At 72.0% G+C, this 21,523-nt stretch carries 20 protein-coding genes; 7 read left to right on the plus strand and 13 right to left on the minus strand.

What is annotated here, in order from left to right; genetic code table 11:
• Positions 1-46 precede the first annotated feature (46 nt).
• Both DLJ58_RS21590 and DLJ58_RS21595 read right to left on the minus strand, forming a co-directional pair.
• A complete protein-coding gene (locus DLJ58_RS21590) occupies positions 47-655 on the minus strand; it encodes a DedA family protein (RefSeq protein ID WP_124858822.1) in 609 nt (202 codons plus the stop codon).
• 100 nt (positions 656-755) lie between these two features.
• On the minus strand, positions 756-1,439 hold the full coding sequence (locus DLJ58_RS21595) for a class I SAM-dependent methyltransferase (RefSeq protein ID WP_341869917.1): 684 nt from the start codon (positions 1,437-1,439) through the stop codon (positions 756-758).
• Positions 1,440-1,632: 193 nt separating this feature from the next.
• Here DLJ58_RS21595 and DLJ58_RS21600 point away from each other — a divergent pair, with 193 nt between their 5' ends.
• Entirely contained in the window at positions 1,633-1,836 is a 204-nt protein-coding gene (locus DLJ58_RS21600) for a cold-shock protein (RefSeq protein ID WP_007462771.1), read from the plus strand.
• A 49-nt stretch (positions 1,837-1,885) separates the two neighbouring features.
• Here the strand turns inward: DLJ58_RS21600 and DLJ58_RS21605 are convergent, their stop codons facing one another.
• The 5 genes from DLJ58_RS21605 to DLJ58_RS21625 all read right to left on the minus strand — a co-directional run bounded on the left by DLJ58_RS21605 (position 1,886) and on the right by DLJ58_RS21625 (position 7,078).
• Positions 1,886-3,166: an MFS transporter gene (locus DLJ58_RS21605; RefSeq protein WP_124858824.1), complete on the minus strand. Its 1,281-nt coding sequence runs from the start codon at positions 3,164-3,166 to the stop codon at positions 1,886-1,888.
• The gene (locus DLJ58_RS21610) at positions 3,163-3,738 is read right to left on the minus strand and encodes an ArsR/SmtB family transcription factor (RefSeq protein ID WP_124858825.1); all 576 of its coding nucleotides are present in this window, start codon (positions 3,736-3,738) and stop codon (positions 3,163-3,165) included. The genes DLJ58_RS21605 and DLJ58_RS21610 overlap by 4 nt, the downstream gene beginning before the upstream one ends.
• A gap of 107 nt (positions 3,739-3,845) precedes the next feature.
• The gene (locus DLJ58_RS21615) at positions 3,846-4,721 is read right to left on the minus strand and encodes a hypothetical protein (RefSeq protein ID WP_124858826.1); all 876 of its coding nucleotides are present in this window, start codon (positions 4,719-4,721) and stop codon (positions 3,846-3,848) included.
• A 158-nt stretch (positions 4,722-4,879) separates the two neighbouring features.
• Complete coding sequence (locus DLJ58_RS21620; protein ID WP_124858827.1) at positions 4,880-6,559, minus strand: CocE/NonD family hydrolase; 1,680 nt, start codon at positions 6,557-6,559, stop codon at positions 4,880-4,882.
• A gap of 3 nt (positions 6,560-6,562) precedes the next feature.
• Complete coding sequence (locus DLJ58_RS21625) at positions 6,563-7,078, minus strand: MarR family winged helix-turn-helix transcriptional regulator (protein WP_124858843.1); 516 nt, start codon at positions 7,076-7,078, stop codon at positions 6,563-6,565.
• A gap of 123 nt (positions 7,079-7,201) precedes the next feature.
• On the opposite strand from DLJ58_RS21625, the gene DLJ58_RS21630 reads away from it, so the two are divergent.
• On the plus strand, positions 7,202-9,325 hold the full coding sequence (locus DLJ58_RS21630; RefSeq protein ID WP_124858828.1) for an MMPL family transporter: 2,124 nt from the start codon (positions 7,202-7,204) through the stop codon (positions 9,323-9,325).
• A 45-nt stretch (positions 9,326-9,370) separates the two neighbouring features.
• Here DLJ58_RS21630 and DLJ58_RS21635 read toward each other — a convergent pair whose 3' ends face one another.
• Positions 9,371-10,246, minus strand: coding sequence for a lytic transglycosylase domain-containing protein (locus DLJ58_RS21635; RefSeq protein ID WP_124858829.1), 876 nt, complete (start codon positions 10,244-10,246; stop codon positions 9,371-9,373).
• 34 nt (positions 10,247-10,280) lie between these two features.
• Complete coding sequence (locus tag DLJ58_RS21640) at positions 10,281-11,702, minus strand: DedA family protein (RefSeq protein ID WP_124858830.1); 1,422 nt, start codon at positions 11,700-11,702, stop codon at positions 10,281-10,283.
• Between the two features lie 133 nt (positions 11,703-11,835).
• On the opposite strand from DLJ58_RS21640, the gene typA reads away from it, so the two are divergent.
• From typA to DLJ58_RS21655, 3 genes are all read left to right on the plus strand, one after another.
• Positions 11,836-13,704: a translational GTPase TypA gene (typA, locus tag DLJ58_RS21645; RefSeq protein WP_124858831.1), complete on the plus strand. Its 1,869-nt coding sequence runs from the start codon at positions 11,836-11,838 to the stop codon at positions 13,702-13,704.
• A 112-nt stretch (positions 13,705-13,816) separates the two neighbouring features.
• On the plus strand, positions 13,817-14,668 hold the full coding sequence (locus DLJ58_RS21650; RefSeq protein WP_124858832.1) for a serine hydrolase: 852 nt from the start codon (positions 13,817-13,819) through the stop codon (positions 14,666-14,668).
• Between the two features lie 78 nt (positions 14,669-14,746).
• Positions 14,747-15,448: a lysoplasmalogenase gene (locus DLJ58_RS21655; RefSeq protein WP_124858833.1), complete on the plus strand. Its 702-nt coding sequence runs from the start codon at positions 14,747-14,749 to the stop codon at positions 15,446-15,448.
• Here the strand turns inward: DLJ58_RS21655 and DLJ58_RS21660 are convergent.
• Positions 15,417-16,214 (minus strand): tyrosine-protein phosphatase, encoded by a 798-nt coding sequence (locus DLJ58_RS21660; RefSeq protein ID WP_124858834.1) that lies wholly within the window; start codon positions 16,212-16,214, stop codon positions 15,417-15,419. The two genes, DLJ58_RS21655 and DLJ58_RS21660, sit on opposite strands and share 32 nt — an antisense overlap.
• A gap of 44 nt (positions 16,215-16,258) precedes the next feature.
• On the opposite strand from DLJ58_RS21660, the gene DLJ58_RS21665 reads away from it, so the two are divergent.
• Together DLJ58_RS21665 and DLJ58_RS21670 are read left to right on the plus strand one after the other, a co-directional pair.
• A complete protein-coding gene (locus DLJ58_RS21665) occupies positions 16,259-17,356 on the plus strand; it encodes a mandelate racemase/muconate lactonizing enzyme family protein (RefSeq protein WP_124858835.1) in 1,098 nt (365 codons plus the stop codon).
• 59 nt (positions 17,357-17,415) lie between these two features.
• The gene (locus DLJ58_RS21670) at positions 17,416-18,339 is read left to right on the plus strand and encodes a C40 family peptidase (RefSeq protein WP_124858836.1); all 924 of its coding nucleotides are present in this window, start codon (positions 17,416-17,418) and stop codon (positions 18,337-18,339) included.
• Positions 18,340-18,401: 62 nt separating this feature from the next.
• Here the strand turns inward: DLJ58_RS21670 and DLJ58_RS21675 are convergent, their stop codons facing one another.
• The 3 genes from DLJ58_RS21675 to pnuC all read right to left on the minus strand — a co-directional run bounded on the left by DLJ58_RS21675 (position 18,402) and on the right by pnuC (position 21,485).
• Positions 18,402-19,400, minus strand: a complete 999-nt coding sequence (locus DLJ58_RS21675; RefSeq protein ID WP_124858837.1) for a TerC family protein — start codon at positions 19,398-19,400, stop codon at positions 18,402-18,404.
• Between the two features lie 313 nt (positions 19,401-19,713).
• Positions 19,714-20,832 carry an AAA family ATPase gene (locus DLJ58_RS21680; protein WP_244219071.1) on the minus strand — a complete coding sequence of 373 codons (1,119 nt, stop codon included), beginning with the start codon at positions 20,830-20,832 and terminating at the stop codon, positions 19,714-19,716.
• The gene (gene pnuC / locus DLJ58_RS21685; protein ID WP_124858838.1) at positions 20,829-21,485 is read right to left on the minus strand and encodes a nicotinamide riboside transporter PnuC; all 657 of its coding nucleotides are present in this window, start codon (positions 21,483-21,485) and stop codon (positions 20,829-20,831) included. Before pnuC ends, DLJ58_RS21680 begins: the two co-directional genes overlap by 4 nt.
• Between the last annotated feature and the right edge of the window lie 38 nt (positions 21,486-21,523).

The following is a 21,523-nucleotide window of genomic DNA, read 5'->3' on the forward strand; positions in this document are numbered from 1 at the left end:
ACCGCACCCGACTCCAAGCCCCCCACGCCCCCGGAACGAAGACAACTCAGCCAACGACGGAGAACAACCGCCGCCGCGCCCCCAGCAACGCGACGGAGGCCAGCACCAGTCCGACCCCCATCGTGACCAGCAGCGGGCTGGGGTCGCCCGGCAGCAGCCCGGCCACCGACCGCGACGCGGTGCCCAGGGCGAGGTAGAGACCGGCCCAGGCGGCCGCGCCGACCGTCGCGCAACCGAGAAATCGGCGGTACGACATCCGCAGCCCGCCGGCCGCCAGTGGCAGCAGCGCGTTGAAGACCGGCAGGAACGGCGCGACCATCATCATCCGGCCGCCTCCGCGACGCAGGATTCCTTCGGCCGCTGTCCAGCGGGCCTCGCCGATCCAGCCGCCGACGCGGCTGTCGCGCAGTCGGTCGGAGTAGCGACGGCCGACCAGGAAGCTCAGCGACCAGCCGGCCAGGCAGCCGATCAGCACCGCGGTGAAGGTGGCCAGCCCGGTACTCGGGCGGCCGACCCCGACGGCGGCGAGGATCGCGATGTCGCCGGGGATGAGGACACCCAGCAGGGGTACGGCGTCGAAGAGCATGACGAGCCCGAGCGCACCCATCAGCAGCAGAATCGGTAGTTCTCCGATCTGGGCCAGCCATTGCGTCATGCGTCGACGCTATGGCCGGAGCGCCACTTCGGACATCGGGTCGTAGCCCCCAGTGACCCCTGGTATCCGCCTCGGGGTCGCCCCTGAGTCGGGGTCCGCCTCAGGCGGGACGCAGCACCTGCACGTGGCGTAGCGACGAGTCGACCGACGGTTCGGTGGTGGGCACCGGATAGTCGGCCAGCACGGTCAGGCGGTCCGTCGGTAGGTGTCCTCGGCCGGGGTCGCCGACCAGCACGTCGGCACCTGCGGCGGCGGCCCGCTGCAGGAAGGGCAGCATCCGGTCGGCCATCGCGCGGTCGTAGAAGACGTCTCCGGCGACGACCAGGTCGACCTTCGCTTCGGTGCTGTCGAGCAGGTCGTCCCCGGTGGCGTCGACGGCGACGTGGTTGGCCCGCGCGTTGAGGGTGACGGCGGCGACGGCGTACGGGTCGATGTCGTTGGCGATCACCTCCGCGGCGCCGGCGAGCGCGGCGGCGATGGCCACCAGCCCGGACCCGGCGGCGAGGTCGAGCACACGGCGGCCGGCGGCCAGCTCCGGGTGGTCGAGGAGGTGGCGGGCGAGGGCTTGTCCTCCGGCCCAGGCGGACGCCCAGTACGGCGCCGGCAGCGCGTGCCCGGCGGCGGCTTCCATCCGGGCCCACCAGACGATCGCGTCCTCGGCCAGGTACAGCCGCACCTCGGGGACGAACGGGGTGGGCATCAACCGGAGCCGGTCCAGACCGGCACCGGGCGCGTGGATCTCGCCTTCCAGCTCGGTCAGCGCGTCGGCTGCGGCATCTCTCATCGGCGCAAGCATGCCCCAGCGGCGGTTGGTCGGGGCGCGTTTCGCATGCCGCCGCGCAGAGTTCACCCGAGTTCAGTTAAATACCTACGGCACTTCGGCCAGCGGATCGGGGTTTTGCCCGTTACTGTCGAACAGGTACGGGCGATCATCGGCCAGAGGCCGAGGGTCAGCCGCTTTGAACAGGGAGAGATGCATGGCAACCGGCACGGTTAAGTGGTTCAACTCGGAAAAGGGCTTCGGCTTCATCGAGCAGGACGGTGGAGGGCCGGACGTGTTCGTCCACTACTCCGCCATCGCTTCGAGCGGCTACCGGGAGCTCAACGAGGGCCAGAAGGTCGAGTTCGAGGTGACCCAGGGGCAGAAGGGTCCGCAGGCGGACAACGTCCGCCCGATGTAGCTCCGTGCCGGTGACGGCGGCCGGTCCTCCGGCCGCCGTCGCAGCGCACTCAAGACGCCGCCGGGGCGGCGGGCAGGTCCCGCCGCCTCCGGATCGGCCCTACCAACAGAATCAACGGGGTGAGCGCCAACCAGGCGGTCATCACGACAATTGCCGTCTGGACGCCGTAGCGCGCGCCGGTGGCACCGGCCAGCACGGCCGCCAGCGGGATCGTTCCGTAGTTGAGCAGATGCATGCTCACCGTCACCCTGCCCAGCAGATGGTGCGGCGTGTAGGTCTGCCGGAAGGCGCCCTTGACCACGTTGCCGATGGCCACCCCGAGGCCGATCAGCAGGCCGCCGAGGGCTGGCCAGGCCAGCCCGGCGCCGGGTGCGGCGAGCGGAATGAGCAGCGCGGGCGGGCCAGTGAGCGCCGCCGCGATCAGCACCGCCCGTGCTGTGCCGCAGCGCCGGCCCAGCGTGGTGGCGAGCAACGCCCCGATGATCCCTCCGGCGCTCATCACGGCGATCAGGACGCCCACCAGGCCCGGTTCGAGACGCAACTCACGGACGAGGAAGACCACCAGGACGGCCTGGTAGCCGGTCAGCCCGATGTTGCTGGCCGCGCCGAAAACCGTCAGCACCCGCAGGTACGGGTCTCGGGCGACGAAGCGCAGCCCCTCGGCGATGTCGCGGCGCAGTGACCGGGACTGGTCCACTCGGCGAACGCGCGGTTCGACGGTGCGGATCCGCAGCAGGCACACCGCGGAGACCAGGAAGCTGATCGCGTCCAGCAGCAGAGCCGTGACCGCACCGATGAGCTGGGCGATCAGACCTGCGACGCCGGGGCCGACGACATAGCTCGCGGTCTGGGCGGCGTGCAGCTTCGCGTTGCCCTCCGGCAGTTGCTCGGGTCGCAGCAGCACCGGCAGGTACACCTGGTCTGCTGTTTCGAAGAAGACCCGGGCGACGCCGGCGCTGAGCGCCACCAGGAGCAGGTGCCAGACGGTGAGCCGGTCGAGTGCGGCGGCCAGCGGCACGCTGATGAAGAGCAGGGCGCGGAACAGGTCGCACGCCACCATCACGGGTCGACGGGGCAGCCGGTCCACCCACGCGCCGGCCGGCAGGCCGATCAGCAGCCAGGGCAGCCAGGCCGCGGCGGTGAGCACCGCCACCTGGAAGGTGCCGGCGTCCAGGACGGCGACCGCGACCAGCGGAAGCGCGACAGTGGTGACGTTGCTGCCGATGCTGCTGACCGTCTGGCCGGTCCAGAGCAGCCGGAAGTCGCGGTGCCGCAGCAGCCCGCCGGCCTGGCGCACGGGGGTCGGGCCGCTGCGGGTGGCGGCGGTCACGGTCGCGCCGGCACGCCGTGGACGAACACGAAGACCGGTCGGCGCTCGGCGTCGTCGTCGGGCAGGTCCCGGTTGGCCCAGCGCGAGAGGAGGCCGATCATCTCGCGGCTCAGCTCGGCCAGTTCCTCGGGCGTGAGGCGCAGCCAGTGGTCCGTGGAGAACGCGGCGTCGTGCCAGGATGCCTGCTCGGTCTCGTCGGCGGCGTGCCAGGCCCGGGCCAGTGCGACGTGCCGGTCGAGGTTGAGCGAGGTGGCCGCGTCGGCGACCGCCCGGGCGGCCGGGTCGGCGTCGAAGTCGGTGTTGGACCAGCGCAGCCCTCGGGTGACCAGACGCCACCACCGCTCGCGCCGGTCCCGGGCCAGCTCGGGGGCCTCGGTGACCAGGTCCGCGGCGGCGAGGACCTTGAGGTGGTGGCTGACGTTCGCGGGGGCCTGGTCCGTGCGCTCGGCGAGCAGCCCGACGGTGGAGGGACCGTGGACCTTGAACACGTCCATCAGCCGGCGGCGCAGCGGGTGGGACATGGCGGCCAGCACCCGGGAGTCGGTGATCTGGCGTACGTCGGACTTGTCCATGCCGACAGCCTGACATCCGCAACGACTGTTGCGCAACACTTATTGCCCAACAGTCGTTGCGGATTGCGTCGAGAGGGGCGGCCCGGCGGCTACGAGCCGCCCCTCGCTCAGGCGACGAGCCGGCGGGCCAACTCGTCGGCTACCTGCTTGGCGATCGTGGGCGGGATCGCGGCAGCGATCTCCTCCGGCGTCAGCCCGGCCAGCACGCCCTGGATGATTGCGTCCTCGTCGGTGAAGTCCCGGTTGGACAGCTCCGTCAGCGCGGCCTGCAGGGCGGTCACCTGCAGGCCGAGCGACTTCAGGGTCGGGTGGGCCGATTTGAAGTTCGGAACGGTGGCGTCCTCACCCATCGCCATCCGGGTGTAGATCTGCCCGATCGGGTTGCGGCCGTCCAGGACGGTGAGGTTCTTGTGGACGGTGGCCAGCCAGTTGTGCTCTTCGGGGGTCATGTCGTCGTCCTCCAGGAGTCCGATGGAACTGAGGTAGCGGCGGAACAGGGGCCGCTGGTCGCGGCCCGCCTTGGTGGCGTCGCGGAAGAAGCTGAAATGGGTGTGCCAGCGGTGTGAGCTGTCGCCGGTGGTGCGCTTGCCGAGGCGATCCCACCGCTTCACCGTGCTGCCGTCGGGGCTGTAGATGATCTCCCGGATGTCCCGGGTGTCGGCCGCGTTCGCGACGCACTGCGCGACGCACCAGACCGAGAAGCTGGGCAGGGTGTTCGATCGGCCACCGGAGCGGACGTCGAACTGGCCGACGTCCAGCGCCGCCGCGTCGAGGGTCAGCCCCGCCCGGTCCCGGGGCGACTCGACCACCGAGTAGTCGTTGGGGACCACCCGGTCCGATCCGCAGTGGTAGCCGCCCCGGTGGGCCGAGTCGCCGACGATGCCGACCTCTCCCGGATCCAGGTCGTCGGGCCCAGGGGCGTTGTCGAGGTGAGTGAGGAGCAGGCTTCGGACGGCCAGAAGATTAGCCGGGGCCCGGGTCATGGGGTCCCCCTTTCCGAGAGGCGGGGACCGGGCACGACGTCACACCGTGTACGCGGTGCTGGGCTTCGGGCGAGCCCGGCCTACTGGTGCACGGCGCCGGGCGTTGACCCAACCATAGCCCGCATTTTCGGCAAACGCCCAGCTCAGGAGGGGTCTGTTCAGATTGGAGGTTGGTGCGGAGCAGAGTGGACGATCGGCAGCAGCAGCGCCGAGGGGTGTGCCGGGTCGTGCAGAACCTGCCGCCAACCGGCACGCAGCGTCACCGCCGTGCCGAGCGACTCCCCGGTGCCGGGGTTGCGCGCCCACCGTGGATGGGCGCCGCCGGAGACCTGCACGCGCAGTCGGTGCCCGGCGGCGAAGCGGTACGCGGTCGGCCAGAGCGGCACCGGGATCCGCAGCGCCCCGGAAGGGTCGGCCGGGAAGCGCTCGGGCGTGACCCGCACCAGGCCGTCGCACACGTTCCACGAGCGACCCCGGCGGTCCACGTCGCACAGACGAACGAAGACGTCCAGGTACGGGAGATCGCTGCGGACGTGGATCTCGGCGCGGACCGGGCCGATCACCTCGACCGGCGCGGTCAGTGGGGCGCTGGTGTAGGTCAGCACGTCGGGACGGGCCTCGACACGCCGGTTGTCGACCGGGCCGGCCCGCTGGGCGACGAGCAGTGGACCGCCGAGCGACGGGGTGGGGTCGGCGGGGTCGTAGCGGAGTGCGTCCGGTGTCGACGCGACAGGTGGGCGTGCCGCCAGCTCGCCACCGGGTTGCAGGTGCCAGGCGGTCTCGACCGCCGGGGGTGGCCAGTCCGGCACCTCCCGCCAGCCGCCGCCGGCGCCGCTGACGTGGATGCGCACGGGCGGCCGGGCTGGTCCCGCCGGGACGGGCGATCGCGGCGCGGCAGGCAGGTGCTCGTCGAGCCAGGCCAACCCCTCGCGCAGCGCGGCCACGAACAGTCCGGGGCTGCCGTGCGTCCACGGGCCGATCACCAGGCGCGGCGGTGTGCCGGCGGCGCGCAGAACGGCGTGGTCGTCGAGCTGGGCGGGCAGGAAGATGTCGTGCCAACCAGTGACCATGACCACCGGGGCCTGCACCTTCGCGACCTGGTCGGCGAAGACGCGGGTTCGCCAGTACTCGGCCTGCGGGGTGTGGTGGCGCAGCCACTCCTGGAAGAACGGGATGGTCACGCCGGTGGCCACCCGGTCGGCGTCGGTCAGGGGGAGGTGCTCCAGCGCGGCGGCGAGCCGGGGTTGCCCGCGCTTGAGTTCCCACTGCCGGGCGAGCCACGGCACGGTCTGTGCGTGCAGCAGCTCCGCCCAGGTCAGCACGGTGTCCAGGGCGAAGGACTCCCCCGCGTACGTCGAGTCGCGGGTGGCCGAGGCGGTCACCACGGCGACCATCGCGCGCAGCTCCTCGCCGGCGTCGGCGGCCAGGGCCCACTGGGCGAAGCCCTGGTAGCTGACCCCGAACATGCCGAGTTGCCCGGACCACCAGGGCTGGCGACGCAGCCAGTCCAGCGTGTCCGCCCCGTCGTCGCGCTCGTGCACGAGCGGGGCGAAGGTCCCACCGGAGCCGTCGGTGCCCCGGCAGGACTGGATCACCGCGTGCCGGCCCCGTGCGGCGAGCAGCCGACCGAGCAGCCGCAGCGGTCCACCCCGCCCGTACGGGGTGCGGATCAGCACGGTCGGCGCGCCGCGGACGGCCGGGGCGTAGTGGTCGGTGCGCAGCACCACGCCGTCGCGGGTCCGTACCGGGATGTCGCGGGTGACCCGCACCGGACCGGAGCGGACCGGTGGCAGTCGCAGTGCGGCGGCGGCGAGGTGGGCGGCGAGCCGTTGCGGCACCGGTCAGCCCGTCGGGCGGCGGGGCGACTCGGGCCGGGCGGCGCGTACCGCGTCGCGGTGGCCCCGCAGAGACTCGCTCATCTCCGCCATGAACCGCTGGACGATCTCCAGCTCGTCCTCGCTGAAGCGGGCCATCACCTCGTCGGTACGGGTGCCCAGCGGCCGGAAGAACTGCATGGCCAGGGCGGCGCCCCGGTCGGCGTAGTGCAGCAGCACCTTGCGCCGGTCGACGGTGTCGCGGTCGCGGCGGATGTGGCCGGTCCGCTCAAGTCGGTCGATCAGGGCGGTGACCGAGCCGGAGGAGAGGTTGAGTTGCTCACCGAGACGGCCGGGGGTGATCGGGTCACCGAGCCTCTCGGCGTCCATCACGGCGATCAAGGCCTGCAGGTCGGTCGGGTTGAGGCCGTGCAGGTTGGCGAAGGCGTGGCCGACCTGCTGGGCGTCCGCCGCGTACCGCCGGAGGTTGTTGGTGATCTCCGCGGCCAGCTGCTCGCGGCGCGTGTCGCGCCGTCGGTACATGCCGTGAGTCGCCACCTCGCGCTGCTCTTCTCGTCGTCGGTCTCTCGGGTTGCAGCATAGAACAACCGTCGATAATCTCGAAAGTCAAGATACTCGGCTTTCGAAGGACCCTGAGGTCAACTGATGTCTGTGTTCACCAGAGTCGCCCGCGGCCGGCTGGCCGCCTGGCTCACCGTGGCTGCGGCGATCGTCGTCGCCGCGGCCGTCTTCGGGACACCCCAGCCGGACAACCCGGCACCGGTCTCCGCCACCGGACTGTCGGTGGAGTGGCAGTCGACCCAGGTGCAGCGCCTACAGGACCAGCTGCCGTCCAGCGACGTGCAACCGGCGATCGTGGTGGTCAGCCGAGGCGACCGGGGCGCGTTGAGCGAAGCCGACCGGGCCAGCGTCGACGCCCGCGCCGGCGAGCTGGGCCGCTTCGCAGTGGGTGGGCAGGTCAGCCCCGCACAGGTCTCCCCGGACGGCACGGTGGCGCTCATCGCCATCCCGATCGACACCGCCGGCGGGCAGGAGGCCGTCACCGAGACGGTGACCCAGCTGCGCAACGCCCTGGCGGACCTCCCCGGGCTGACCGCCGAGGTGACCGGCTCCCCCGCCTTCACCGCCGACCTCTCCTCGGTGTTCGACGGCGCCGACATCACCCTGCTCGCGGTGACCGCGGCCGTCGTGGCGCTGCTGCTGCTCATCACCTACCGCAGCCCGTTCCTGTGGATCGTGCCGCTGGTCGTGGTCGCCGCCACCGAGCAGCTCACCCTGCGCGCGGTGGACGTCATCGTGCCGGGCGTCGGCATCAACCTCCAACAGGGTCAGGTCACCGGCATCGCCAGCGTGCTGGTCTTCGGCGCCGCCACCGACTACGCGCTGCTTCTCATCGCCCGATACCGGGAGGAACTGCGCCGCGATGAGGACCGGTTCGCGGCGATGCGCGCAGCGCTGCGCCGCACCGCGGAGCCCATCCTCGCCAGCGGCGGCACCGTCGTGCTCGGCGTCCTCACCCTGCTACTCAGTGAACAGGAGACCAATCGGGCGCTGGCCGTGGCGTGCGCCACCGGTGTGGTCTTCGCCATGCTCTCGGCCCTGTTCGTGCTCCCCGCCGTGCTGGTGCTCTTCGGTCGCGGACTGTTCTGGCCGTTCGTACCCCGGGTCGGCGGCGCGGTGCGCGAGGGTCGCCTCTGGGGTCGACTCGGCGCCGCCGTGCAACGCCGCCCGGTGGTGGTCGCGACGCTGGCCACCCTCCTGCTCGGCGGCCTGGCACTGGGTGGGCTCGGCATCCGTACCGGCCTGTCCGAGACCGAACAGTTCCGGGCCGAGCCCGAGGCGGTGAGCGGGGCACAGACCCTGGCCAGGGCCTTCCCCGCCGGCAGTACCCAACCCGTCGCTGTGATCACCACCCCGGCGGCGGTGCGGGCGGTCACCGACGCCGCCACCGCGGTACCCGGTGTCGCCTCGGCGCGCCCCGGCGACGCCGGCGACGCCGTCGCCCAGGTCGACGTGGTCCTCGACGCGGAACCCGGCACCACCGCCTCGGACCGGGCGATCGAGGCACTGCGCGCTGCCGTCGCCGCCGTGCCCGACTCCGCGCCGCCGGCCGCCGCCGGCGCCGACGCCCCGTCCGGGGCGCTCGTCGGTGGCTCCGTGGCCGCCACGTACGACTCCGACGAGGCCAACGACCGTGACCTACGCCTCATCCTGCCGATCATCCTGCTGCTGGTCGGCGCCGTGCTCGTGCTCCTGCTGCGCGGCCTGCTCGCACCGCTGCTGCTGGTGCTCACCGTGATCGCGTCGTTCTTCGCCAGCCTCGGCGCGGCCTGGCTGCTCTTCGACCACGTGCTGGGCTTCCCCGCCCTGGACAGCGGGGTGCTGCTGCTCGCCTTCGTGTTCCTGGTGGCGCTCGGGGTGGACTACAACATCTTCCTGGTCACCCGGGCCCGGGAGGACGCCCGCAGCGCCGGCACCCGCGCCGGCATGCTCTCCGCCCTGAAGGTCACCGGCGGCGTGATCACCAGCGCCGGAGTGCTGCTCGCCGCAGTCTTCGCCGTGCTCGGTGTGCTGCCGCTGATCACCCTGACCCAGATCGGGATCATCGTCTGCATCGGTGTCCTGCTCGACACCCTGCTGGTCCGTACGGTCCTGGTGCCGGCGCTGGCGTTCCTGCTCGGCGACCGCTTCTGGTGGCCCGGCCGCATCACGCGCGACCCGGTGCAGGCCACCCCGCGCTCACCCGAGCCGGTCAGCGCGCACGTCTGACTGACACGTCGGGGCCGTGGCGAATCCGCCACGGCCCCGACGAGGTCAGTACGCCAGGCAGACGCACTCGCTCATCAGCGCCCGCACGTTGCGCACGTACGACGGGTTGGGGATGGCCAGCGGCTTCCCCTCCTGCGCCACCGCACCGTGCCCGAAGTTGTACGCGGCGATGACCGCGTTCAGCAGGCAGGAATTCAGCTCGCTGGTGCACAGTGCCGGGTCGAGCCGGAAGTCGGACTCGAAGTACATGTCGCCGATGTACTTCGTCGCCCAGGCCAGGTAGGTGGCGCCGAGGTAGGCGTTGTCCCGGTAGTCGTCGATCTTGTAGCTCTTCTCGAACCGCTGGTTCATCCAGGTCGCGGTGTCCGGCATCACCTGCAACAGCCCGACCCCACCGTCGCAGGCGTAGATGTTGGACTGCCAGCCGCTCTCCTGCCACGCGGTTGCCTTGACCAGGTTGAGCGGGATCTTGATGTCCGGTGCCGAGACCGGCCAGTAGGTGCGGTTGGCCGCGTCGGTCAGCGCCGCCTTCACCTGGGCCCGGGTCGCCTGGGTGCCCTTGTAGGTCGGCTTGCAGGAACTCGGTGCCGGCTTCGGTGGCGCCGGCGGAACCTCGGTCTCGGTGGGCGGCTTCGGCACCGGGCGCGGCTTCGGTGCCGTCCGCGTCGGCTTCTTCGTCGGCTTCGGCTTCGGGGTCGCGCTACGACTCGGCGCGGAGCCCATCGACTCCACGGCGCTCACCGACGGGCTCGGCTCCCCACTGACCTCGTCGGACGGGGCATCGGTCGACCCGTCGGTGACGGCGACCGGCGCGGCCAGGCCCGATGGGCTCTCCCCCTTGGCGGCGCAGCCGACCAGCGCGCTCGCCAGCAGAAGCCCGGCGAGCACCGCTGCGCCCAGCCGATCGGCGCGTCGAACCATGCCGTTGCCTCCCCCGTGTGATCGTCGTCGCACCCTAACAAGGTTCGACCGGTCGGCGGTGCCCCTGCGACGGCCGCCGGGGGGCCTGGTCCACCGGGGGTTGACCGTTGCCCACCGCCCGGTCCCGGGTCGCCCAGGCGACCATGAACACCACAGTCCAGAGCACCCCGAGCAGCACCGCCGCAGCCGTCCCGCTCGCCGTGTCCAGTCCGAGGTAGAGCCGCGCGCCGCCGATCCCGAGCACCCCCGCCGCCGCAGCGGTCCAGGCGGCCACCGCCACCGGCCAGCGGGCGCTACGCGACACCAGCCAGGCCAGGGTGCAGAAGCTCGCCGCGACCACGGCGTTCTGGGTCGAGAGCGGAGCCGCCTCACCGCCGCCCGGGGCGGTCCCGTTCGGGCCGGTCAGTTCGGCCACCACGGCCAGCACCACCAGCGGCACGAACGCGCCCACCGTGCCGACCACGCTGAGCAGGTCCGCCCGCCAGGGTCGGTTGCGCCACGCCAGCACCGCCGCCACCAGCGCCACCAACAGGATCAGCACCGACCCGCGTACCACCGACACCACGACCAGTGTGGCGTCGGCGGCGTCCGGGGTACGCCGGGCGGCGAACCACCCCGCGATGGCGCCGTCCAGCGCGGCCAGCCCACTGTTGCGGACCGCCACCGCGAGCAGACCGGCGATGGCGAGCCCGGCGGCGAACAGCAGCAGCAGCCCGGCGGCCAGATTGAGCAGCAGCGTCCAGGCCGGGCCGATCCGCATGGCCACCAGGAAGAACAGCACCCCGTAGCGGGCGGTGAGCCACCGCACCGGGGGCAGAGCGCCGGCCCGGGACAGCAGGGCGCGCACCGGGTCGGGGTTACGGCCCAGCCACCGACCCACGAGCACCACACCCACCAGGCCGGCCAGCAGCAGGAACGCCACCCCGCTGGCCCGGCCGAGGAGCCGGGAGACCGTGTCGTACGACTCACCGGCGAGGTGCCCGAGCAGCACCGATCCGCCCACCCAGGTCACCACTCCGGCCAGGTTCCAGAGGGCGAACCGCCGGTACGGCATGCCGGCCGCACCGGCCAGCCGGGGCACCAGGGTCCGGGCGAAAGCCACCCACCGGGCGGCGAACACCCCCCGCCCGCCCAGGCGGGCGAGCATGGCGTCGGCGCGGGCCCACCGCCCGGGCCCGACCCGGTGGCCCAGACCGGCGCGCAGCCGAGGGCCGTACCGCCGCCCGGCACGAAAGGCCAGCCCATCGCCGAGGACCGCCGCGACGATCATCGCGAGCAACGCCGGCCCGAGCCGCAAGGTACCGTTGTAGGTGAGGAAGCCGACGAGCAGCAGGGTAGCCTCACCCGGCACGAGCAGGCCGAAGATCACCGCGGTCTCGCCCGCCACGATCAGCGCGGCGACCAGGTAGATCCACAGGGTGGGCAGACCCTGCACCCAGGTCAGCAGGTCGTGCACTCAGGCCCCCGGGACACGGGTGCCAGCATGCCAGCCGGGGGAACCACCGGCACAGCGGTTTCACCATAGATCAGGGGCACCTGGGGGTGACCCCGACGCAGCCTGCGCGAGCGCAGGCGGAAGGATAGAGGGTATGCAGCTTCGCACCGACCTCCGCAACGTCGCCATCATCGCTCACGTCGACCACGGCAAGACCACCCTGGTCGACGCCATGTTGCGGCAGGCCGGCGCGTACGGCGCACGCGGCGAGAACACCGAGCGGGTGATGGACTCCGGTGACCTGGAGCGGGAAAAGGGCATCACGATCCTGGCCAAGAACACCGGTGTGCGTTACCTGCCGGCGGACGGCTCCGACCCCGTCACCATCAACATCATCGACACCCCCGGCCACGCCGACTTCGGTGGCGAGGTGGAGCGCGGCCTGACCATGGTCGACGGTGTGGTGCTGCTCGTCGACGCCAGCGAGGGCCCCCTGCCGCAGACCCGCTTCGTGCTGCGTAAGGCGCTGCGGGCCCGGATGCCGATCATCCTGGTGATCAACAAGGTGGACCGTCCGGACGCCCGGATCAAGGAGGTCGTGGACGACACCTACGAGCTCTTCCTCGACCTGGACGCCGACGAGGAGCAGATCGACTTCCCGATCGTCTACGCCTGCGCCCGCGACGGCATCGCCTCGCTGACCCAGCCCGCCGACGGCTCGGTGCCCGACGACAGCACCTCCCTGGAGCCGCTGTTCCGCACCCTGCTGGACACCATCCCGGCACCCTCGTACGAGGACGGCGCGCCGTTGCAGGCGCACGTCACCAACCTGGACGCCTCACCGTTCCTCGGCCGGCTGGCGCTGTGCCGGGTCCGCCAGGGCACCATCAACAAGGGTCAGACGGTGGCCTGGTGCCGCACCGACGGCAGCACCCAGCGGGTCCGCATCTCCGAGATGCTGATGACCGAGGGCCTGGAGCGCACGTCGGCCGAGACCGCCGGCCCGGGCGACATCATCGCCGTCGCCGGCATCCCCGAGATCATGATCGGTGAAACGCTCGCCGACGTCGAGAACCCGGTCGCGCTGCCGCTGATCACCGTCGACGAGCCGGCCATCTCAATGACCATCGGCACCAACACCTCGCCCCTGGTCGGCCGGGTCAAGGGCTCCAAGGTCACCGCGCGGATGGTCAAGGACCGGCTCGACAAGGAGCTGATCGGCAACGTGTCCCTGCGGGTCCTGCCCACCGAGCGGCCGGACGCCTGGGAGGTGCAGGGCCGCGGCGAGCTGGCGCTGGCCATCCTGGTCGAGCAGATGCGCCGGGAGAGCTACGAGCTGACCGTCGGCAAGCCGCAGGTGGTCACCCGGGAGATCGACGGCAAGACCTGCGAGCCGGTCGAGCGGCTCACCATCGACGCCCCGGAGGAATACCTGGGCGCGATCACCCAGCTCCTCGCCACCCGCAAGGGCCGGATGGAGCAGCTGGTCAACCACGGCACCGGCTGGATCCGGATGGAGTGGCTGGTGCCGGCGCGTGGCCTGATCGGCTTCCGCACCGAGTTCCTCACCGACACCCGGGGCACCGGCATCCTGCACCACGTCTTCGAGTCGTACGAGCCGTGGTTCGGCGAGCTGCGCACCCGTAACAACGGTTCGCTGGTCGCGGACCGGGCCGGCGCGGTCACCGCCTTCGCGATGATCAACCTTCAGGAGCGCGGCCAGCTCTTCGTCGACCCCACCACCGAGGTGTACGAGGGCATGATCGTCGGGGAGAACTCCCGCTCCGACGACATGGACGTCAACATCACCAAGGAGAAGAAGCTCACCAACATGCGGGCGTCGACGTCCGACGAGACGGAGAAGCTGATCCCGCCGCGCAAGCTCTCGCTGGAGCAGGCCCTGGAGTTCTGCCGCGAGGACGAGTGCGTCGAGGTCACCCCGACCGCGGTGCGCATCCGCAAGGTGGTGCTCGACCAGCAGCTGCGGGGCCGCGCCGCCGCCCGCCGCAAGCACGCCGGCTGACCCACCAGCACCCGACACCGGGCGCGTCGACCGCTTGCGGTCGGCGCGCCCGTCGTTTTTACCCCGACAGGTACGCGAGCCCACCCCCGCTTGATCCGCTACGGTCACCGGCATGACCTGGGATGATCTCGACGCCCACCTGGACCGGGTGCCCGGCACCGTCTCCGCGTACGTGGGGCGACTCGACGCGCCGCCGACCTGGACCCGTCACGCGGACGCCGGCCACTACGCCGCGAGCACCATGAAGGTGGCGGTGCTCGCCGCGCTGCACCGCGCCGCCGAGGCCGGCACCCTGGACCTGGACGCCCCGGTCCCGGTCGTCAACGACTTCGACTCCGCCCAGCCCGGCGCACCCCGCTTCGCCAACGCGCAGCACTACGACAACGACGACGCGGTCTGGGACCGCATCGGCGGCACCGCGTCGCTGCGCTGGCTGGCCGACCGCATGATCGTGCGCTCCAGCAACCTCGCCACCAACCTCGTCCTCGGCCACGTCGGGCTGCCCGCCGTCGCCGAGGTCTGGGCGCTCGCCGGTGCCCGCAACAGCGTCACCGGCCGCGGCATCGAGGACTTCGCCGCCCGCGAGGCCGGCATCACCAACACGGTCACCGCCGCCGACCTGGCCGCCCTGCTCGGCACCCTGGCCACCGGGGCAGACACCCCCGGCCCACTCGCCTCACCGGCCGCCTGCACCACCATGCTGGACGTCCTGCTCGCCCAGGAACACCGCGAGGACCTCGCCGCCGGCCTGCCCGAGGGCACCCGCATCGCGCACAAGAACGGTTGGGTACGCGGCGTCCGCCACGGGGCCGGCGTGGTGCTGCCCGACGACGCCCCGCCGTACCTCATCGCCGTCTGCACCACCACCGACCTGGCCGGGGGCGACGACCAGGTCGAGGACGACGCCTGCCTGCTGCTCGCACACATCTCGGCACAGGTCTGGGCCGCCCGCCACCAACTCTGACCCCGACAGCCTCGGCGGCGAGGCCAGCGCCGCCGACTGCGGCTAAGCTGCTCGGCACCCCCCACCCCGGAGCCGCAGATGCCCCGCAGTCGCACCGTGCTGATCGCCTTCCTCGTCGTGACGGCCGCGAACCTGCTGGCCAACGCCACCGGCGGCGGCCTGGCCCTCCTACTGACCAAGCCGCTGCTGATGCCGCTGCTGGCCGCGTACCTCTGGCGGGTCAGCGCCGAACGCGCGGCCCGACCGGACCGGCTGCTGCTCGCCGCGCTGGCCTTCGCCACCGGCGGCGACGTCGCCCTGATGATCGACGGCACCGGCTGGTTCCTCGCCGGCATGGCCTGCTTCCTCGGCACGCACCTCTGCTACCTCGCGGCCTTCACCCGACACGGCGCCGCGACCGCGCTGCGCCGCACGCCGCTGGTCGCCGTCCCCCTGGGGTACGCGGTGCTGACCGTCGTCGCGTTGACCTGGATGTGGGCGGGTCTGACCGACGTCGGGCTTGCCGTACCGGTGGCCGGCTACGCGATCGCGCTGGCCGCCATGGCGAGCACCGCCGCCACCCAGGGCTGGCGGGTCGGTCTCGGCGCCGCGCTCTTCCTCGGCTCCGACCTGCTGATCGCCGCCGGGGTGGCCGAGGTGGCCCAGCCACCCGGCGCGCCGGTGCTGGTCATGGCGACCTACGCCGCCGGCCAGGCACTGATCGTCCTCGGCCTGGCCGCCCGCATCTGCGCACCCCCGCAAGCACCGGTCACTCCAGCAACTGCGCCCGCAACGCCCTGAGGTGGGAGTCGGTGAGCCCCAGCCCGTCACGCAGGTACGCGTCGAACGAGCCGTGCACCCGACGGACCTCGGCGTAACCGGCGTCGAGATACTCGGCGCGGACCTCCAGCACGGGCAACACCGCGTCGACGTCCAACTCGGGATTCCGCCGACGCATCGCCTCGACGATCACCGCCCGCAGGCTGTCGGTCAGCTCGTTGTTGCGCAGGTAGTCGGCGCGAATGGCCGCCTCGTCCACCCCGAGCGCCGTCAGCAGGATGACGGTCAACCAACCGGTGCGGTCCTTGCCTGCGGAGCAGTGGTAGAGCAGCGGCAGATTCTCCGGCCGGGACGCCAGCCGCACCGCCTCGGCGAAACCGACCCGCGCCGACTCACCGGTGACGAACCAGCGGTAGATCGCCGCCATCGCCCCCGCCGTGCCCTGCCGGGCCAGCTCCGCGTACGCGTTCAGGTCGTGACCGAGCAGCACCGCCGAGACGTACGTGAAGACCGGGTGCTCCGCGTCGTGCACCGGCAGGCACACCACCCGTGGCTCACCGGCGAACCGGTCCTCCGGCGCGACCGTGATCTCCGAGGCGTCGCGCAGATCCACCACGCACGCCGGCCCCAGCTTCGCCAGCACCGGTAGGTCCTCGTCGGTCAGCCGACCCAGCGCCGGAGTGCGGATCAACTGGCCGACCCGGACCCGCCGCCCGTCCGCGCCGACGAGCCCACCCAGGTCACGTGCGTTCGGTGCACCCACCAGCTCCCAGCCCTGCCCGGTCATCCGGTCTCCCCTCCGAAGGTGAACCTCCGTATAGGGTGCCCCATATGACGATCTCGGCGGTACGCACCCACCGGGTTTCCGCCCCCTTACACACCCCATTCGTCACCGCGCTACGCCGTACCACCACAGTGGACACGCTGGTCGTCGAGCTCGTCGACAGTGACGGCCGGTCCGGCTTCGGTGAGGCGCCCCAGGTCTGGCAGGTCACCGGCGCGTCCGTCGCCGGCGCGCAGGCGTGCGTCCTCGAGTTGCTCGGCCCACGGCTGATCGGCCGCGACCCGGACGACCTGGTGACCCGTTGCGCCGAGGTGCAGCGCACCGTGGTCGGCAACGAGGCCGCGAAGGCGGCGGTGGACGTCGCCCTGCACGACCTCGCCGCGCGGCGGCTGGGCGTACCCCTGGTGCGGTTGCTCGGGGGCACCACGCTGCGGGTCCCGACGGACGTCACGCTGGCGGCGGGCGACGCGGTGGACCTGGCGACCGCGGCACGGCAGCGGCAGGCTGACGGCTTCGGCGTGCTCAAGCTGAAGGTCGGCACCGACGCGGCCGGTGACCTTGACCGGGTGCGCGCGGTACGGGCAGCCGTCGGCCCCGGCACCCGGATCCGGCTGGACGCCAACCAGGGCTGGACGCCCCGGGAGGCGGTCCGGGTGATCCGCGGCATCGAGGACGCCGGGCTCGACGTGGAGTTGGTCGAGCAGCCGGTGGCCCGCTGGGACCTGGACGGGCTGGCCTGGGTCAGCGACCGGGTGTCCGTGCCGATCCTGGCCGACGAGGCGGTCTTCGGGGTTCGTGACCTGGTGGAGGTGATCCGCCGCCGGGCCGCCGACCTGGTCAACGTCAAGCTGGCCAAGTGCGGTGGGCTGCATCCGGCCCGCACCCTCCTCGACCTGGCCACCGCGCACGGGCTCGGCACGGTCGTCGGCTCGATGATGGAGAGCCAGGTCGGCATCGGGGCGGCGGCGAGCCTGGTCGCCGCGTACGGCACCACAGCGGTCGCCGACCTCGACGCCGCCTGGTGGCTGGCCTGGTCACCGGTGCAGGGCGGCATCCGTTACGACGGGGCGACCGTGGTGCTGCCGGACGCCCCTGGCCTGGGAATCTCCGGCCTCACTGAAGCAAAAGTGCAGACTCGTGGTTGATGACCGTCGGTTTCTTTCATAGGGTTTCCCTGGACAGCCGACACGATCTGGGGGTTGACGTGGAGCTGCAACCGGGCCGCGAGGCCGTCGTCCGGGTCGCCGTGGCGACGCTGTGGACCTCCCCCGAGGCAGTCCGCCCGGTCGACCGTCCGGCGCTGACCGCCGGCGCCGACATCCCGACCTGGGTCTCGGGCATGGACACCGACCAGCAGGTCGGCGACTGCGTGCTGAGTCAACTCCTACTCGGCGAACGGGTCCTCGTCAGCGAGCTACGCCCGGACGGCTGGGCCCGGGTCGTCGCCGTCGAACAACCAGCCGCCAAGCTGGACCCCCGCGGCTACCCGGGCTGGCTCCCCGCCGAGCAGTTGGTCGTTCTCGACCCGGCCCACACCAGCATCGACCACCCGCTGGTGGTGGACGCCACGGTCACCGGGCTGCACGCCGCCCCGAACGGGCCGGTGGTGCTGCCCGGCGTCGTCGTCGGCACCCGGCTCGTCCCGGCCGGCCCCGCGCTCGACGACTGGCGGCCGGTGCACGTCCCCGGCCGGGCCACGCCGCTCTGGCTGCCGGACGGGCACCTGGTCCCGGCGTCGGCCGCGTCGCCGGCCGCCGAGCAGGCGCTCGCGGTGGCGCAGCGACTGCTGGACGTCGTCTACATCTGGGGCGGTCTCTCCGCGCACGGCATCGACTGCTCGGGGCTGGTGCATCTGGCCTGGCGGCGGTTCGGGGTGCTGCTGCCCCGCGACGCCGACGACCAGGCAGTGGCCACCACCCCGCTGTCATTGGGAGCGGAGCGCCCCGGCGATCTCTACTTCTTCGCCCGACCCGGCCGCAAGATCCACCACATCGGCATCGTCACCGCCGCCCCCGGCGACGCCGGGCAGCGCCGGATGCTGCACGCCTGCTACCGGCGGCGGCGGGTCATCGAAGAGGAACTGCCGGCCGACCGGACCGCCACGCTGGTGGGCGCGCACCGGGTCTAGGGCGCGTTTCGGAACACGCCCTTCACCGGCCGGGCGCGTGTCCGCACCCGGCCGGTGGCCGGTCAGCGTCGGGCGTCGGCCAACTCGCGACGCCGGTCCCGGGAGGACTTGATCAGGCTGGCAGCGGTGGCGATGCCCAGGGTGCCGATGATGACCAGCAGCGACAACCAGATCGGGATGTGCGGCGCCCAGCCGACGTGCTCGCCACCGTTGATGAACGGCAGGTTGTTGTCGGCCAGTGCCTCCAGCACCAGCTTGACCCCGATGAAGCCGAGCACGACGGCCAGGCCGTAGCTCAGGTAGATCAGCCGGTCCAGCAGGCCACCGAGTAGGAAGTAGAGCTGCCGGAGGCCCATCAGCGCGAAGACGTTCGCGGTGAAGACCAGGTACGGCTCCTGGGTGATGCCGAAGATCGCCGGGATCGAGTCAAGCGCGAAGATCAGGTCGGTGGTGCCGATCGCGATCATCACGATCAGCATCGGGGTGAACAGGCGCCTGCCGGCCACCTGGGTGGTGAGCTTCGCGCCGTCGTAGTCCTTCGAGATCGGCAGCGCCTTGCGGCTCCACCGGATCAGCAGGTTCTCGGAGAATTCGTCCTCGTCCGGCTCACCCTGCCGGGCCAGGTTCACCGCGGTGTAGATCAGGAACGCGCCGAAGATGTAGAAGACCCAGGAGAACTGCGTGATCAGCGCCGCACCCGCGGCGATGAACCCGCCGCGCATCACCAGCGCCAGCACGATGCCGACGAGCAGCACTTTCTGCTGGTACTGCCGAGGCACCCCGAAGCGGGCCATGATGATCACGAAGACGAAGAGGTTGTCCACCGAGAGGCTGTACTCGGTGAGCCAGCCCGTGTAGAACTGGCCGGCCGCACTGGCCCCGGAGGTCAACCAGACACCCGCACCGAAGAGCAGTGCGAGACCGACGTAGAAGCCGACCCAGAGGCTCGACTCCCGCACACTCGGTTCGTGCGGGCGTCGACCGATGATCAACAGGTCGACAAGCAGGACCGCAGTCAGTGCGACAAGCGTCCCCGCCCACACCAATCCGGACACGTCCAACGTTCATTCCTCCGGCAGACACGCGGCGTCGGGCACACCGTACGCCCCTGCGGGAGCCGGCGTGCCGCTGTCGCTCACTCTGGTGACTGTCGGAGGTCTCTTCCGCCGTCGCCCCGGTTCGGGGCGGCGACCTACGGGGCCGGGTCGGGCCGCCGTGGTTCCGGCGATCGACCGTGCTGACGACTCCGTTGCGGGGGAATACTCCCCTCCTCGATGACCATTGTTGCCCACCACGCCCCGTGATCACACCCCGGGCACCCGGTGGCGCCGCACATCGTTCGACGTGTCACACCGGCCAGGGCTTCCTAGGAGGCTAGTGCACGTCGGGTGCGGCGATCGGGTCGGCGAGCGACCAGCCGGCGGCCAGCAGGTCGTCGCAGGCCCGCACCGCTCGGGCCACCCGGTCGGCGTGCGACCCCGCCAACTCCACCACCGGCACCCCGCACCCGGCCAGCTCGGCCCGGAAGCGCTCGGTCATCCAGGCCCGCAGGTGCTCACCGTCGCGCAGACCGTCATCGGTGAACGGCACCCCCCGGTGATCCGTCAGCAGATACAGCGCCGGCCGACGCGCCGCCGCCCGTACCTCCTCCGACGCGCTGCCCAGGTAGCGCTCCTCCCACACCGCCGTCGCCCGCGCGTCGGTGTCGCAGACCAGCAGCGGCCCACTCGTCCGGGCCGCCGCGTCCTCGGCCGCCTGCTGCTCGCGGACCACGGCGCGGAAGTCGTCCCGGTCCCAGGCGACGTCGAAGACGGTCGCCTCCGGTGTGCGTTCCCGCAACCGGGCCAGCTTGCGAGCGGTCAACTCCCGGCCGTACTCCGGCACCCAGGACGTGCCGTAGTGCGCCGCGAGCGCCGCCGCCATCGTCGTGGTCCCGGTCGACTCGGCGCCGACCACCACCACCCGCCGGACGAACCACTCCCGCACCGGCGGGCTCAGCCACCGCCAGTGACCCGCAGGGTCCGCGCGCACGGCCGTCCCGGACACCGGCACCGTCCGCCGATCCGGATCCACCGCCACGGGTACGGCGTGGAAGCGGCGCGCCAACTCGGCGCCGTACGCCTCGGAGGAGAAGACCGCGTCCACCGACCCCGACCCGACCGCCTCGCGGAACACCGCGCAGTGCGCGTCCCAGACGGCCGGATCGGCGTAGTCCACCGGGTGGTCGTCGTACCGGCCGACGAAACGGACCCACGGCGTGTCCGCGTGCACCTCGCGCAGCCAGTCCAGGCGCAGCGGGAGCGGAATGGACTCCCGACGCGAGGGCGCCACGACGACGGTCACCTCGGCGCAGCGGGCGGCGGCGGCCCGGATCAGGGCGTGGTGCCCGGCGTGCGGTGGATAGAACTTGCCCACCACCATCCCGTGCTCGAACTCCGCCGAGCGGGACGGCCCACGAGGCGTCGGTGCGCGGCCGGACGTCTCGGCGTTCACGCGGTGACCGGGGCCGGGCCGGGCGGAACCGCGCTCGGCCGGTCGGCCCGACGCAGGTCGGCGCGCCAGGCCCGCAACCCGAGTACGCACAGAGCGAGGAAGACCAGGTAGAGGACGGCCGTCAGGTGCAGCCCCTTGTACGCGTACAAGGGGATGTAGATCAGGTCGGCGGCGATCCAGAGCCACCAACTCTCCACCCGCTTGCGGGTCTGCCCGTACGTGGCCAGCAGGGACAGCGCCGTGGTCAACGCGTCCGGCAGCGGAACTGTCGAGTCGGTGGCCCGGTCCAGCAGCACCCAGAGCGCGCCGGTGAGCAGCAGCCCGGCGGCGGCCAGCGCCAGCCACTCCCGCCGCCCCGTCCGGCTGACCGTGAGCCGGGTGCGCCGCTCGCCCCCGAACAGCCAGTGCCACCAGCCGTAGCAGCCGAGCGCGACGTAGACGACCTGAAGCCCCGCGTCGGCGTACAGCCCGGCGGTCCAGAACAACACCATGAGCAGCAGCACGTTGGCGATGCCGATCGGCCAGTTGGCGATCTTCTGCCGGGCCACCAGCCACACGTTGAGCACACCGGTCACGAACCCCAGCAGCTCCGCCCAGGTGGTGCCCGTACCGGCCACCCGAAACGCGGTGCCGGTGAGCCAATCGATGATCACGAGGCCACCCTAGGGTCTGTGTCAACGCCCTCGGTCGA

It is taken from the genome of Micromonospora arida, assembly GCF_003857035.1.
Lineage (GTDB): Bacteria > Actinomycetota > Actinomycetes > Mycobacteriales > Micromonosporaceae > Micromonospora > Micromonospora arida.

Bases quoted from the DNA above. Each gene is read 5' to 3' on its own strand.
- typA (WP_124858831.1), top strand. From the start codon at position 11,836: ATGCAGCTTCGCACCGACCTCCGCAACGTCGCCATCATCGCTCACGTC.
- DLJ58_RS21590 (WP_124858822.1), bottom strand. From the start codon at position 655: ATGACGCAATGGCTGGCCCAGATCGGAGAACTACCGATTCTGCTGCTG.
- DLJ58_RS21660 (WP_124858834.1), bottom strand. From the start codon at position 16,214: ATGACCGGGCAGGGCTGGGAGCTGGTGGGTGCACCGAACGCACGTGAC.
- DLJ58_RS21595 (WP_341869917.1), bottom strand. From the start codon at position 1,439: ATGAGAGATGCCGCAGCCGACGCGCTGACCGAGCTGGAAGGCGAGATC.
- DLJ58_RS21635 (WP_124858829.1), bottom strand. From the start codon at position 10,246: ATGGTTCGACGCGCCGATCGGCTGGGCGCAGCGGTGCTCGCCGGGCTT.
- DLJ58_RS21610 (WP_124858825.1), bottom strand. From the start codon at position 3,738: ATGGACAAGTCCGACGTACGCCAGATCACCGACTCCCGGGTGCTGGCC.
- DLJ58_RS21600 (WP_007462771.1), top strand. From the start codon at position 1,633: ATGGCAACCGGCACGGTTAAGTGGTTCAACTCGGAAAAGGGCTTCGGC.
- DLJ58_RS21625 (WP_124858843.1), bottom strand. From the start codon at position 7,078: ATGTACCGACGGCGCGACACGCGCCGCGAGCAGCTGGCCGCGGAGATC.
- DLJ58_RS21650 (WP_124858832.1), top strand. From the start codon at position 13,817: ATGACCTGGGATGATCTCGACGCCCACCTGGACCGGGTGCCCGGCACC.
- DLJ58_RS21615 (WP_124858826.1), bottom strand. From the start codon at position 4,721: ATGACCCGGGCCCCGGCTAATCTTCTGGCCGTCCGAAGCCTGCTCCTC.
- DLJ58_RS21630 (WP_124858828.1), top strand. From the start codon at position 7,202: ATGTCTGTGTTCACCAGAGTCGCCCGCGGCCGGCTGGCCGCCTGGCTC.
- DLJ58_RS21655 (WP_124858833.1), top strand. From the start codon at position 14,747: ATGCCCCGCAGTCGCACCGTGCTGATCGCCTTCCTCGTCGTGACGGCC.
- DLJ58_RS21665 (WP_124858835.1), top strand. From the start codon at position 16,259: ATGACGATCTCGGCGGTACGCACCCACCGGGTTTCCGCCCCCTTACAC.